The organism is Ornithinimicrobium sp. (genome assembly GCF_030537745.1).
Taxonomy (GTDB): Bacteria; Actinomycetota; Actinomycetes; order Actinomycetales; family Dermatophilaceae; genus Ornithinicoccus.
Genome location: NZ_JAUNVI010000067.1, coordinates 1 through 13,564, shown reverse-complemented (window position 1 = coordinate 13,564; position 13,564 = coordinate 1). Strand labels below are relative to the sequence as shown.

Genomic DNA, 13,564 nt, shown 5'->3' with positions numbered 1-13,564 from the left:
GAGTCGTGATGTCACGATCATGTTCGTCCTGCGCAGCGCGAGATCAGCCCACCTAGACCCCGATGTCGATGCGCCGCGCAGTGCGTGAGAGAGCCGAACTCGTCCATCGTTGCGATGATGTCCCCGCTCGCGTCCCGCGAGGCGCGTAGGAGACCGAGCCGAACAACTGGAGCAGGGTCCCGTCGCCGCGGAGCTCACCGGCCGGCGGCGCAACCCGCCGAGCATCCGTCCTCCGTGCACGGATCGGCGGTCGGTTGGACCACCCGTCTGGGCACCTCATACGCTTGACGGATGACCGATGGCCCCCTGTCCGAGATGCGCAAGAAGGTGGCGGAGCTCTCGCCGGAGGAGCTCCGGGCGGTGCTGACCGACATCCTCGGGGGCGGGTTGCTCGACGCAGCCCCCGAGCCGCCCACGCCGCTCCTGCCGACGGTCCATGAGCCCCCGGCCGAGACGAGGGCGCTCACGGTGCGAGTCGACGTCGACGAGACCCGACCGCCGGTGTGGCGGCGGCTGGTGCTGCGCGGTGACCTGACTCTGGAGGAGGTCCACGCGGTCGTGCAGGCGGCCTTCGGGTGGCAGGACTACCACCTGCACCGGTTCTGGCCGGGGCCGGCCAGGCAGATCTGGCGCGGACCCTACTTCCTCACGCAGTACGACCTCGACGAGGGAGAGGAGGGAATCCTGGAGTCTGAGGTGCGGCTCGACCAAGTGCTGCGCGGCGACGGTGACCGGCTGTTCTACACCTATGACTTCGGCGACGACTGGACCCACACCATCAAGCTCGAGTCGTCCGACGCACTGGATCCCTCGGCGCCGCGGGCGGTGTGCACCGGCGGTCGGAGGGCAGGGCCCGTGGAGGACTGCGGTGGCCCGCCCGGGCACAACCAGCTCGTCGACGCCTTCCTCTCCGGGCCGGGTCTGTCCGGGATGGAGGAGGAGCTGCGGGAGTGGCTCCCGCCGGGATGGGACCCCACCGAGCTGGATCTGGACGAGGTCGGCCTGCGGTTGTCGACGATCGGCCTGAGCGCGGAGGCGCTGTTGGCTGTCCTGGGCGCGACAGAATCCGGGGGCCTGGACTTCCCGGAGGCGCTGGACGCGCTGCTGGCCCTCGCGCCGTCGGAGGTCGTCGTGGAGCTGGCGCGGCTGTGTCAGCGGGCCCGGACAGAGCACGGGGCCGAGCTGACACCGGGGGACCGTGCGGCGATCAGTCGGCCCTACCGCCTCATGGTCGAGCTGGCCGAGGAGGAGGGAATCCCGCTGACAGGCGCCGGTTGGATGAAGCCGGCCTACGTCGAGCGCATCTACCGAGAGCTGGGGCTGGACGAGGACTGGATCGGCAAGGGGAACCGTGAGGACCAGACGCAACCGGTCGCGCGTCTACGGGCGATGTGCCAGCAGCTCGGCCTGCTGCGCAAACACCAGGCGCGCCTGGTGCGCACCCCGCTGGCGCGGACGCTGCGGACAGACGAAGAGTACGTCGCCGCCGTCGCCGCCCGCCTGCTCCGCGACCGCGACCCCTACCGGCAGTCGGCCATGGCCCTCTTCGCCCTGCTGACCGCCGCATCGGGCGGGCCGCAGGCCAACCACGCCGGTGAGGTCGCGCGGATCATGACGGACTGCGGTCTGCGGACCTCCCCGACCGGAGTCGACCGTAGGCACGCCTTGGAGATGGTGCGATCGGTGTGGCTCACCCTGCGCGACGCGTCCGGGCGGACGTCCCGCCAGCGGGACGAGTCAGGTCTCCCCGGGGATCACCGCGCTGTCGCCATCGCGCGGGCCTCGCTCTGGGCGGAGACGTAGGGACACGCAGCGAGTCGTGATCCACGACTCAGGTCAGTGTGCAAGACGAGGACCCGGCCCCGCCCTGCACAGCTGAGCTCCTCTCTGGTCAGGACGAGTGGAAGACCATCTTCCCGCCGACCCAGGTGGATCGCACCGACACCTCTGCCAGTTGTGCGGGGTCAACGGCGAAAGGATCCTGGTCCAGCTCGACCCAGTCGGCCAGCATGCCGGGGGCGAGGGTGCCCTTGCGGTCCTCCTCGCCGGTCGCGTATGCCGCCCCCGTCGTGTAAAGGTGCACGGCTTCCTCGACGCTGATGCGCTGGCTCAGACCGATCGGCTGCCCGTCGGGGGTGCGCCGCTCTACGCAACTCGCGAAGGCGACGAGCGGCTCGAACGGTCCGCAAGGGTAGTCACTGGAGCCAGCCACCGGCACGCCAGCATCCAGCAGCGTCCGATGCGCAAACATCCGCTCCAGCCGCTCGTGACCGTAGTAGCCCACCAGCTTTCCCCCATGGAAACGGGCATAGGAGCCGAAGGGGACCACGACCAGGCCCAGATCCCGGATCCTGCGGACGATGTCCTCGTCGATGATGCTGCAGTGCTCGATCCGGTGGCGTCCGGGGGGCGCACCGTGCTGACGGGCGCTCTCGTGGGCGTCCAGGAGCAGGCGGATCGCACGGTCACCGTTGGCGTGGACCGCCAGCACCGTGCCATGGGCGGTGACCTTCGCCACCAGATCGGCCAGTGCCTGCGTGTCCACCACCTGCATGCCGTGGTCGTCGGTGCCTTCAAAAGGCTCATCGACCAAGCAGTTGCCGCCGGCACAGGCACCGTCCACGAAGGCCTTGACGCCCGCGAGGCGGAGCCACTCATCGCCCAGCCCGTCCATCACGCCAGCCGCGACCATGGCGTCGAAATGCGGATGGGCCACCACCGCCGACACCCGCATGGTGAGCCGACCTTCGCGTCGCGCCGCCTGGAGTAGCTCCAGGTCCTCCGGTCCGCACAGGGCATCACACATGGAGGTAATGCCGGCCGCGTGAAACATCTGCAGCGCACGTTCCAGGCCCTCGATCCGGGCTGCCTGGGGGGAGGCCGGCAGCACGGTGCGGCCGCCGCGAGCCAAGGAGGAGTAGGCCAGGTCGAACAACGCCTGCTCATAGACCACGCCGGTCAACTGACCATTGGCGTCCCGCCCCAGTGAGCCTCCGGGCGGATCTGGCGTCTCCGCGCTGAGGCCAGCTGCCTCCAGGCCGGCGGAGTTGAGCACCCCCCAGTGTGCGGCGACATGGATGAGCAGGACTGGTCGGTCCGGCACGAACGAGTCGAGCGCGGCCCGGTCCAGGACCTCTCCGTCGCTGCTCTTCTCGTGGTCGTATCGGCTGCCGCGCACCCACTCCCCGGGCGGAGTGTTGAGGGCAGCCTCCTGCAGTCTCGCGACCAACGCCTGCTGGCTCGGGACGAGATCGGGGGAGAGATCCACGTGGAGCAGGTTCTCGGCCGTCATGGTGGGGTGCGCGTGCGCATCGTTGAACCCAGGCAGCACCGTGCCCTCGAGCACGACCTCGTCGGTGCAGCCCGGGTGCTCGCGTAGCTGCGCAGCGGAGCCGGTGGCGAGCACCCGCCCGCCGCTGACGAGCATCGCCTCCACCGGGGGGCCATCCAGCGTGTAGATGGACGTGGCGCGGACCAGTGTGACGGGTGTGTGCCTATACATCTCTGGGATCCTAGCCCGCGCTGTATCTGCATGATATTTGCCCCGTTCCGTGACGGTTGGGGCTAATGTTGCAGAAAACAAGCGACCTCCAGGACATTTCCGCGATCAAACGACACGGCAACACCACGACAACGACAATCATTGGAGACATGGTGGCTTTCCTCGATACCTACCCCGAGCTTCGTTCATCCCTGCATGAGCTCTACGTGCACCTGCACCAACACCCCGAACTGTCCATGCAGGAGCACGAGACCGCAGCCCTGATCGAGGAACGGATGACCGGCCTCGGGTATGAGGTGTTTCGCTGCGGGGGGACAGGCGTCGTCGCGGTGCTGAAAAACGGTGATGGTCCCGTGGTCGGGTTCCGAGCAGACACCGACGGGCTGCCGCTGTTGGAGGACACCGGCCTGACCTACGCTTCGTCTGCGCGAGGGACGATGCCGGACGGCGCTGACGTGCCGGTCATGCACGCGTGCGGACACGACACGCACATCACCGCCGCCATCGGGGCGGCGACGCTGCTCGTCCAGGACCAGGAGGCATGGGCCGGGACAGTGGTCTTCATCTTCCAACCGGGGGAGGAGACCGCTGACGGTGCGGTGGGGATGCTAGCGGACGGGTTGTGGGATCGGGCGCCCCACCCGGAGGTGATCTACGGGCAGCACGTCTGGCCAGGCGTCGCCGGCACGATTGACATCAGCAGCGGCCCGGCGATGTCCTACTCCGATGCGTGGAAGGTCACGGTCAAGGGCCGCGGCGGGCACGGGTCGCAGCCGGAGAACACCATCGATCCCGTTGTGCTCGCGGCACACATGGTCGTGCGGATCCAGAGCCTGATCAGCCGGGAGGTCCCCGCGCAGAAGGCCGCGGTGATCACGATCGCGACCTTCCACGCCGGCCTGAAGGAAAACATCATCCCGCCGATCGCGGAGTTCACGCTCAACATGCGCAACCTGGATGCAAAGGTGCGGGAGCAGTTGCTCACGGCACTGCGGCGCGTCATCAATGGTGAGGCGATGGCCAGCGGAGCGCCGGAGCCGGAGATCGAGGAGATCTATACCTTCCCGCTGCTGACCAACGACCCGCGAGAAACAGCGAGGGTCATCGACGTGCTGCGCGACGCGCTGGGCGAGGACAACGTCCTTCACAAGCCAGCCGTGATGGGCAGCGAGGACTTCGGCGCGTTGCCCGACGCGCTGGGTGTCCCCGGCGTTTACTGGTTCTTCGGAGGTATGCCGCAAGATCTCGTCGACTCCGATGAACCGACTCCGACCAATCACTCGCCCCATTTTGCCCCCATGATCGAGCCGACGCTCAGCGTCGGGACCCAAGCGGCCTACCAAACCTTAATGACGAGGTTCAATCTCGACCGCTCACGGTGACCAGCCGTGACTTTCACAACCACGACAAGAAGGAGAGACTGGTGTCAAGAGCAAAGTTCAAGATGATCTATATCACCGTGTGCGCGGTGCTGTTCCTGCCGACGATCTTCCCGCTGTTCGCCCTGGGCAACCGTGCAGAGCCAATCGTCGTCGGTCTCCCCTTCAGCTTCTTCTGGGTGCTGCTATGGGTTGTTCTGGTGGGTATCTCAGTGGTCGCCCTCTACTTCTTCGATCCGGACAACAAGGTCTCCCGCACAAGCACGAGCGAGGCGCGATAATGGCTAACTGGCAAATCGCCCTGTTCATGATGATCGGCTACCTGGTCATCGCACTGGCCATCGGAGTGATGGCGGGTCGCGGACGCGGCGGTGACCTCACGGAGTACGTGGTCGCGGGTCGAGGCCTCGGCTTTGTGGTGACCGCTTTCCTGATGGGAGGCGCCGTCTTCAGCGCCTTTTCCTTCCTCGGTGCGCCAGGGTGGGCCTATGACCGCGGAGCTCCAGCGTTCTACATCATCACCTACACCGCGTTCGGCATCCTGCCGTGGTATCTGATCGGCCCCAAAATCGGCGCGATCGGACGTCGCTTCAACCTCTACACCATGTCGGGTTTCCTGCATAAGCGTTATGGCACCAAGGTGCTGCCCATGCTGGTCGCGTTGATCGCTTTGCTGGCCTTTATCCAATACCTGGCTACCCAGATGAAGGGGATGGCCTACATCTTCAACATCATGACGGACGGGCGCGTCCCGTTCTGGCTGGGGGCGCTCGTGGCCTACGGCATCGTCGTGCTCTACGTCGCGACCGGTGGACTCCGCGCCGCCGCCTGGTCGGACGTCTTCCAGGGCGGGTTGATGGTCATCGTCTCGTGGGCGGTGGGATTTGCCGTCGTGCGTGAAGTGCATGGCAACTCCACCTCCATGTTTAAGGAGATCATCGCCGATAACGCCGGCTTCCTGCAGATCGGTAGCGAAGGATCCACGATGTCGCCGGTGGGTTACACGACGATCATCTTGGTGTCGCTGATCGGCATCCTGATGTGGCCCCACCTCTTCACCAAGTCCTACTCCTCACCGGCCAAGGTCATCAAGCAGACGGTCCTGGTCTACCCGTTGTTCGCCCTCTTCCTCGTACCCCTCCTGCTGGCTGGGTTCGCGGCGATCAAGGCTGTCCAGACTGGGACAGTGAGCCCGGACGAGGTGCTGCCCTACATGATCACCAACGTGCTTGATATGCCGGGCTGGCTCTATGGCCTGGTGGGAGCGGGCGCCCTCGCTGCCGCCATGTCGTCGGCAGATGCGATGACGCACAGTGCCGCGCTCGAGGTCACTGATGGCCTGGTCCACAAGATCAAGACCGACATGACGGACCAGTCGACGCTGCGCTTCATCCGCATTGCGGTGGTCGTCATCGGTGCCGGCGCGTATGCCGTGACGATCTTTGGAGGCCAAGGGCTGATCGCGCTCCTGCTTGGGGCGTATGGATCGATCGTGCAGTTCGCCCCCGGCGTCTACGGTGCGCTCTATTGGCGCCGAGCCACGGCCCCCGCCGTGATCGCGGGCTTGGTCAGTGGGGCCTTGGTGAACTACTACTTCCAGTTTGCTGCGGAGTCGACACCGTTGGGCATCAACGCTGGGATCATGGGCTTGATGGTGAACATCGTCATTTTTGTGGCGGTCACCTTCATGACCCCGCAGTCGCGGGTGGAAGAGGCTGACGCGTATGTCGACGCCAACGCGTACGACGTCGACGACAGCGTGGTGGCCATCGACGAGAGCGTCGCTGCCACCGACTGAAGCGGTGATCGACTACTCCACCTTGCCCGACGGTCTGCCGTGCCCACGAGATGACGGCGCGGCAGACCATCTGGCGGGCAACCGCATACCCTCGCTGGTGCTGCCCACCAGTGCCGGTGACACGGTGGATGTCGGCGACTTGGGTGAGGGCAGGACGGTCATCTACCTCTACCCACTCACCGGAAGACCGGGGGTGGACCTGCCCCGCGGGTGGGACTCCATCCCCGGCGCGAGGGGCTGCTCGTCCCAGGCCTGTGACTTCCGCGACCATTTCGCAGAGTTGCTCGATGCTGGCGTCAGCGGGGTCTACGGCCTGTCCAGCCAGGACCCTGGCTATCAAGCTGAGGTGGTGCGCAGGCTCGGTGTGCCGTTCGCCATGATCTCGGACGAGCAGTTCCGGTTGGCGCAGGCCCTCACGCTCCCAACGTTTGGGGCGCAAGGGCACCCGCGCCTCTACCGGCGCCTCACCCTGGTGGTCCATGACGGGTGCATCGAGCACGCGTTCTATCCGGTCTTCCCGCCCAACGCCCACGCCCAGCAGGTCCTGGGCTGGCTCAGCGAGAACCCCGTCAAAGATCCCTGACCGCTTACTCCACGTGTGCGTCGGTCAGGGTGAGAGCCTCATCGAGCACGTCCAGGCCGAAGCGAAGGTCCTCGTCGCTGATGTTGAGCGGGGGGACGATGTGCACCCGGTTGAAGTTGACGAAGGGCAGGATGCCACCGGCCTTGAGCGCGTTGGTGAGCTCGGCCATCGCGGGCGAACTGCCGCCGTAGGGGGCCATCGGCTCCTTGGTCTGCCTGTTCTTGACGAGCTCGACCGCCCAGAAGCAGCCGAGGCCGCGCACGTCGCCCACGCTGGGGTGACGCTCGGCGATCTCACGCAGGCGCGGTCCGATGATCTCGGCGCCCAGGCGGGCAGCGTTGTCGACCATGCCTTCCTCACGCATCGCGGTGATCGTCGCGACGGCCGCGGCGCAGGCGAGCGGGTGACCCGAGTAGGTCAGGCCGCCGGGGTAGACGCGCTCGTCGAAGGTGGCCGCGATCTCCTGGTTGAGCACGACCCCGCCGAGGGGCACATAGCCGGAGTTGACGCCCTTGGCGAAGGTGATGAGGTCCGGGGTGAGGTCCCAGTGGTCGATGGCCAGCCAGGCGCCCGCGCGGCCGAAGCCCGCCATCACCTCGTCAGCGATGAAGACGATGCCGTACTTGCTGGTCAGCTCCCGCACGCCAGCGAGGTAGCCGGCCGGTGGCACGTAGATGCCGGCCGTGCCCGGGATCGTCTCCAGGATGAGCGCCGCGATGTTTTGCGCCCCCTCCAGGACGATGAGGTCCTCCAGGTGGCGCAGCGCGCGCTCGGTCTCCTCCTCTTCGGTGGTGGAGCCGAAGTAGCTCCGGTAGGGGTAGGCCGGCATGAAGTGCACGACGCCCTCAGCGGAGTAGTCGTTGTTGAACCGCCGCGGGTCGCCGGTCACGTTGACCGCGAGCTGGGTGCCTCCGTGATAGCTGCGGTATGCCGACAGCACCTTGGTCCGACCGGTGTGTAGCCGCGCCATGCGGATCGCGTGCTCGTTGGCGTCGGCCCCACCATTGGTGAAAAAGACCTTGTCCAGGCCTTCGGGCATCAGCTCGGTGATGAGCCGGGCCGCCTCCGAGCGCGTGTCGTTGACGTACTGCGGGGCAATGGTGCACAGCTGGCCCGCCTGTCGTTGGATAGCGGCCACCACGGTTGGGTGCTGGTGGCCGATATTGGTGTTGACCAACTGTGAGGAGAGGTCGAGCAGCCGGTTGCCCTCTCCGTCCCACACGTAGGAGCCGGAGGCGGCCAGCACCGTCATCGGCTGGAACAGCGCCTGTGCCTGCCAGGAGTGGAAGACGTGGCTGCGGTCGAGCTCATAGGCGCGCCGCCCGTTCTCGATATCGGTGCGCGAGACGGCGGTCGTATCGACGGTCATGGTTGTCGTTTCCTCTCGTTCTGGAGCTGTCTCAGGCGTTGGTCGGGAAGCCGAGCTGGAGTCCGGCGTGGCTGGGGTCGAGCCAGCGGGAGGTGATCACCTTGCCGCGGGTGAAGAAGTGCACGCCCTCCATTCCGTGGGCGTGCGTGTCACCGAACAGGCTGTTCTTCCAGCCGCCGAAGGAGTAGTAGGACATCGGGACCGGGATCGGGACATTGACGCCGATCATGCCCACCTGCACCTCGTTCGCGAACCTGCGGGCGGCGCCGCCGTCGTTGGTGAAGATCGCAGTGCCGTTGCCGTAGGGGTTGGAGTTGATCAGGTCCACTCCCTCGGTGTAGCTGTTGACCCTGACCACGGAGAGCACCGGTCCAAAGATCTCGTCGGTGTAGACCGTCATCTCCGGCTTGACCTGGTCCAGGAGCGTGGGGTGCAGGAAGAAACCGGAGTTGTCGCTGTCGGTCTGCGCGGTGCGGCCGTCGACGACCATCTCGGCACCGGCTTCTTCACCCGCGTCGATATAGCCGGCGACCTTGTCGCGGTGCGCAGCGGTGATGAGCGGCCCCATGTCGGTGTCGCCGGTGCCGTCGCCCACGCGCAGGCTCCTGGCGCGCTCGGCGATCTTGGACACCAGCTCATCGGCGATCGAGTCCACCGCGACGACGGCGGAGATGGCCATGCAGCGCTCGCCCGCGGCCCCATAACCGGCGCTGACTGCGGCGTCAGCAGCCAGGTCAAGGTCGGCGTCCGGCAGCACCAGCATGTGGTTCTTGGCGCCCCCGAGGGCCTGGACGCGCTTGCCCGTGCCCGTGGCTTGCTCGTAGACGTACTTGGCGATCGGGGTGGACCCGACGAAGGACACGGACGAGACCTGTGGGTCGGTCAGCAGGGTGTCCACTGCCTCCTTGTCACCATGCACGACGTTGAACACGCCGTCAGGCAGGCCCGCCTCCGTCCACAGCTCCGCGAGCCAGTTTGCCGCGGAGGGGTCCTTCTCGGAAGGCTTGAGGACGACGGTGTTGCCGGCGGCGATGGCGACCGGGAAGAACCACATGGGGACCATGGCAGGGAAGTTGAACGGCGCAATGATCGCGCTGACACCCAGGGGCTGCCGCACGGAGTGCACGTCGATATCGGTAGAAGCATTCTCGGTGAAGCCACCCTTGAGGAGGTGTGGCATGCCGCACGCGAACTCGACGACCTCCTGGCCGCGGCTCACCTCGCCCAGTGCGTCACTGAGGATCTTGCCGTGCTCTTCGGTGATGATCGCGGCGAGCTCGGGCTTGCGCTCGTTGAGCAGCTCGCGGAAGCGGAAGACGATGTTGCTCCGCTTGGCCAGGGAGGTGTCGCGCCAGCCGGGGAAGGCTTGGGCTGCGGCGCTGATGGCCTCGCGCACCTGGTCGGCCGAGGCTAGGGCCACCCGGCGCACCACCTTGCCGGTGGCGGGGTTGAAGACCTCTCCGAGGCGGGCGTCCTCGGGCGCGGCGACGCTCTGGCCGTTGATCCAGTGTCCTACGGTCTGCATCCGAATCTCCTGTGCATGCTGGGGGCGGGGGGCCGGGCCCAGTGGACCGGTCATGCTGACCAGTCTGCTGGAGGCGGGTGAGCGGCGCCAGTGACAGAGTGTCGCCTCTTCACCGTCAGAGGGTGACAGACTGTCAGGATGGAAGTGGTGGTGAAGGCGGATCTCGGCTGGGAGGAGCCAATCACGGTCCGCTCCCTGCTGGAGCTCGACGAGGTCCGCTTCGGTCGGCCCGAGATCGTCAACGGTGGGGACAGCCTGGATCGCCCGGTGCGCTGGGTGCACGTCGCCGACTCCGAAGGCGTGGGCGCGCTCATCGAGGGAGGGGAGCTCGTGCTCAGCACCGCGGCTGGCTTCCGGGGCTCCAGGGTGCGGGTGCGGCGTTTTCTGGAGGACCTGGAGAGGGGAGGCGCCGCGGCAGCACTCATCGAGCTGGTCGACAAGCAGGGCTCGCCGGACGAGCAAGCGGTCGCCGTCTTGGTCGAGGCCGCGGCGGGCCTGGCGCTGCCGGTCGTGGTGGTGCGTCGCCGCATCAAGTTCGTCAGGGTCACCCAGGCAGCGCATCGGCTGCTCATCGGGGAGCAGCTGGCTCGCCTGGAACAGTCCCGGCGTGTCCACGAGGTCTTCACCCAGCTCAACCTCGAGTCTGCGGACGAGCAGCGCATCGTGGACACCACCGCGCGCCTGCTCGGGGGGGCCGTGGTCCTGGAGGACGTCGCACACCGGGTGCTGCTCCTGGCTGGGGGCGACGGCGGGAAGGACGGGCTGCTGGCGGGCTGGTCAGCGCGGGGATCTGAGGACGCTCAGGTCCCGGTCGGGGCGGGAGGACGGGTATGGGGAAGGCTCGTCGCGCCCGGCGTCGGGTCCGACGACGCGCAGGTGACGCAGGTGCTGGAGCGGGCGGGGCAGGCGTTGACGCTGGCCCGGATGGCGGCCCGGGACGAGGAGGACCTGCTGCACCGGGCCCGCGCTGGCTTCCTCCAGGCGCTCATGGCGGCCGACCTCACCGAAGAGGAGGCGCGCGCCCGAGCGCGAGCCCTGGGCCTTTCCGACGCCAAGGCCTACGTCCCCGTCGCAGTGCGCATGACGCCGCAGCCAGGTGAGGACCTCACGCACCTGCAACTCCGGGAGCGAGTGCTCATGGAGGAGTTCCTCGCGGCCGCCCGTCCGCTCGTGGGCAGCGTCATCACGGCCGGCTTGCGGACAGGCTCGTTCGCGCTCCTGGTGGGGCTGCAGCGACAGGGCGACGTCGACGGGGTGCTGACACGCGTCGTGCACAGGGTCAAGAAGGAGCTGGAGCAGCAGCTCAGATCGGGCCGACTGTCGGAGGCTGACCTGGCGTGGACCGTGGGTGCGGGTCCGGCACAGGGCAGCCTCACCGCAGGGGCAGCCGGTCTGCAGGAAGCCGCACAGGTCGCCCGGACCGCGGCCGAGCTGGAGATCCGTGCCCAGCCCTTCTACCGCTTGTCCGACGTGCGGCTGCGAGGTCTGGTGGCGCTGCTGGCCGACGACCCCCGGGTCCGCACGTTCGCCGAGGCAGAGCTGGGGGCGCTGCTGGAGGGCCGCCCCGCCTGGGGCCTGGACCTGCTCGACCTCTATCTGCGTCACGGCGGCAACAAGAGCGCGGTGGCACGTGCGGCTCACCTGAGCAGGCAGTCGCTCTATGCGCGGCTGGAGCGGCTGGAGTCGGCGCTCGGGGTTTCCCTTGACGATCCGGAGTCGCGGACCGCCTTGCACGTCGCCCTGCTCTGGGCGCGGCTGCGGCAAAGCCCATGACCCAGGGGGCGAGCCTGGGTCGAGGGCACTCAGCCTTCGTCGGTGACGAATTGGCCGTTGAGCATCTCCAGGACCACGGCCTTCAGTGCCGCGAGCCCCTTGATCATGTCCTCGTCCGTGGAGAACTCGCGCTCACAGTGTGAGACTCCGTCGATGCTGGGGATGAACATCATCACCGCGGGCACCATGGTGTTCAGGGCCACGGAGTCGTGCCCCGCCATCGTCTGAATGCGTCGAGAGGAAAACCCCTGCTGCGCCAAGACACGCTCAGCGAGTTCGACACCAGCGGGCGGGAAGTGGCGGCTGGGTCGGATGTCGAAGTCTTTGACATTGATGACGAGGTTGTCGCGAGCGGCGAGGGCCGAGATCTTGCTCAGCAACGTCTGGCGAGCCTCCTGCACGATCTCCGGGCTGTCGGATCGGAGGTCGGCGACCAGGTGGACGCGACGCGCGACGACGATCGGGGAGTTGGGCTCGACGACGAGCTGGCCGACAGAGGAGACGAGGGCCTCCTCCGGGAAGTCATCGGTGACCTGACGCACCATGAGCACGACCTCCGAGGCGCCCACCAGGGCGTCCCGACGGTCGGCCATCGCGGTGGCGCCCGTGTGCGACTGCTCGCCCAGCACCTCGATGTCGAGCTTCTGGGTGTACCAACTACGGTCCACGACGCCCAGGTCGATTCCCTCACGCTCCAGGATCCGCCCCTGCTCGATGTGGATCTCGGCATAACCGACGGCTGCTGGACCGTCGTCGGTGCCCAGGAAGCCGATGTCGGCCAGCGCCTTGCGCACGGAGACGCCGCCGAGGTCCTCGACGTCGAGCATCTCCTCAAGGTCGAAAAGACCGGCGAAGACCGAGCTGCCCATCACGCTGGGCGCGAAGCGTGCCCCCTCCTCGTTAAACCAGTTGACGACGGCCAGGTTGAAACGTGGTGCTTCCCGCGTCCCTGCGGCGATCTCCTGATCGATCTGGTCGGCGACATGCATGCCCGCGATGACCCCGTAGGACCCGTCGAAGCGACCACCCAGCGGTTGGGTGTCCAGGTGCGACCCCACGAGCACGAAAGGAGCGCCCTCCCGCCATTCATAGAGACCGAACAGATTGCCGATCTCATCGATCAGGACCCGGCGGTCACGGTCGCGGAACCAGCCGGCGAACCAGAGCCGGACCTCGCCGTCCAGGCTGGTGGCCGCCTGACGGTCAACGCCGTTGTTGGCCGTGGCGCCGATCGTCGCGGCGTGGTGGAAGTCGGTCAGGAAGGCCTGGCTCATCGAACATTCCTCTCGTCGGTGGCAGCGCCGGCTGGCGACGCTGCTGGTCTAGTGGGCCTGAACGGACAGCCAGACCCACTCGTGAACAGGGCGATGGAGTGGATGTGATGCTACTCGTTGGTGACCCCCACCGGGGTTGATGCCCAGCCCGGGAGCCGGTGCCGGTCACCACCTCATACAATCGCCGCACCACATACCGAAGGGGGACCCGAGTGCCAAAAGAGGACACCGGCGCGCACGGCCGCCAGACGTTGTCGGTGGAGGCGATCCTGGACTCGGCTACCTCCCTCCTGGAGGACGGGCGGCAGGAGTTCAGCCTCCGGGAGCTGGGTGCGGCGCTCGGCGTGCACAACACGGCGTT

The 13,564-nt window shown here is 67.2% G+C and carries 10 protein-coding genes; 6 read left to right on the top strand and 4 right to left on the bottom strand.

Annotation, left to right across the window (positions count from 1 at the left end):
• Positions 1-291: 291 nt before the first annotated feature.
• A complete protein-coding gene (locus tag Q4P07_RS12120; RefSeq protein ID WP_303375172.1) occupies positions 292-1,803 on the top strand; it encodes a plasmid pRiA4b ORF-3 family protein in 1,512 nt (503 codons plus the stop codon).
• Positions 1,804-1,891: 88 nt separating this feature from the next.
• Here the strand turns inward: Q4P07_RS12120 and Q4P07_RS12115 are convergent, their stop codons facing one another.
• On the bottom strand, positions 1,892-3,502 hold the full coding sequence (locus tag Q4P07_RS12115; protein WP_303375171.1) for an amidohydrolase: 1,611 nt from the start codon (positions 3,500-3,502) through the stop codon (positions 1,892-1,894).
• A 149-nt stretch (positions 3,503-3,651) separates the two neighbouring features.
• Between Q4P07_RS12115 and Q4P07_RS12110 the strand changes: the two genes are divergently transcribed.
• The 4 genes from Q4P07_RS12110 to Q4P07_RS12095 are packed head-to-tail and all read left to right on the top strand — an operon-like array spanning position 3,652 to position 7,262.
• Entirely contained in the window at positions 3,652-4,884 is a 1,233-nt protein-coding gene (locus Q4P07_RS12110) for an amidohydrolase (RefSeq protein ID WP_303375174.1), read from the top strand.
• A gap of 41 nt (positions 4,885-4,925) precedes the next feature.
• Positions 4,926-5,162, top strand: coding sequence for a permease (locus Q4P07_RS12105; protein WP_303375170.1), 237 nt, complete (start codon positions 4,926-4,928; stop codon positions 5,160-5,162).
• Entirely contained in the window at positions 5,162-6,679 is a 1,518-nt protein-coding gene (locus Q4P07_RS12100) for a sodium:solute symporter (RefSeq protein ID WP_303375169.1), read from the top strand. Before Q4P07_RS12105 ends, Q4P07_RS12100 begins: the two co-directional genes overlap by 1 nt.
• Before the next feature lie 4 nt (positions 6,680-6,683).
• Complete coding sequence (locus tag Q4P07_RS12095) at positions 6,684-7,262, top strand: peroxiredoxin (RefSeq protein ID WP_303375168.1); 579 nt, start codon at positions 6,684-6,686, stop codon at positions 7,260-7,262.
• Between the two features lie 4 nt (positions 7,263-7,266).
• On the opposite strand, the gene Q4P07_RS12090 is transcribed toward Q4P07_RS12095, so the two are convergent.
• Positions 7,267-8,631 (bottom strand): aspartate aminotransferase family protein, encoded by a 1,365-nt coding sequence (locus tag Q4P07_RS12090; protein ID WP_303375167.1) that lies wholly within the window; start codon positions 8,629-8,631, stop codon positions 7,267-7,269.
• A gap of 31 nt (positions 8,632-8,662) precedes the next feature.
• Positions 8,663-10,156: a CoA-acylating methylmalonate-semialdehyde dehydrogenase gene (locus Q4P07_RS12085; protein WP_303375173.1), complete on the bottom strand. Its 1,494-nt coding sequence runs from the start codon at positions 10,154-10,156 to the stop codon at positions 8,663-8,665.
• Positions 10,157-10,294: 138 nt separating this feature from the next.
• On the opposite strand from Q4P07_RS12085, the gene Q4P07_RS12080 reads away from it, so the two are divergent.
• On the top strand, positions 10,295-11,929 hold the full coding sequence (locus tag Q4P07_RS12080) for a PucR family transcriptional regulator (protein ID WP_303375166.1): 1,635 nt from the start codon (positions 10,295-10,297) through the stop codon (positions 11,927-11,929).
• Between the two features lie 29 nt (positions 11,930-11,958).
• Here the strand turns inward: Q4P07_RS12080 and Q4P07_RS12075 are convergent, their stop codons facing one another.
• Positions 11,959-13,203 (bottom strand): M20 family metallo-hydrolase, encoded by a 1,245-nt coding sequence (locus Q4P07_RS12075; protein ID WP_303375165.1) that lies wholly within the window; start codon positions 13,201-13,203, stop codon positions 11,959-11,961.
• Positions 13,204-13,564: the final 361 nt, after the last annotated feature.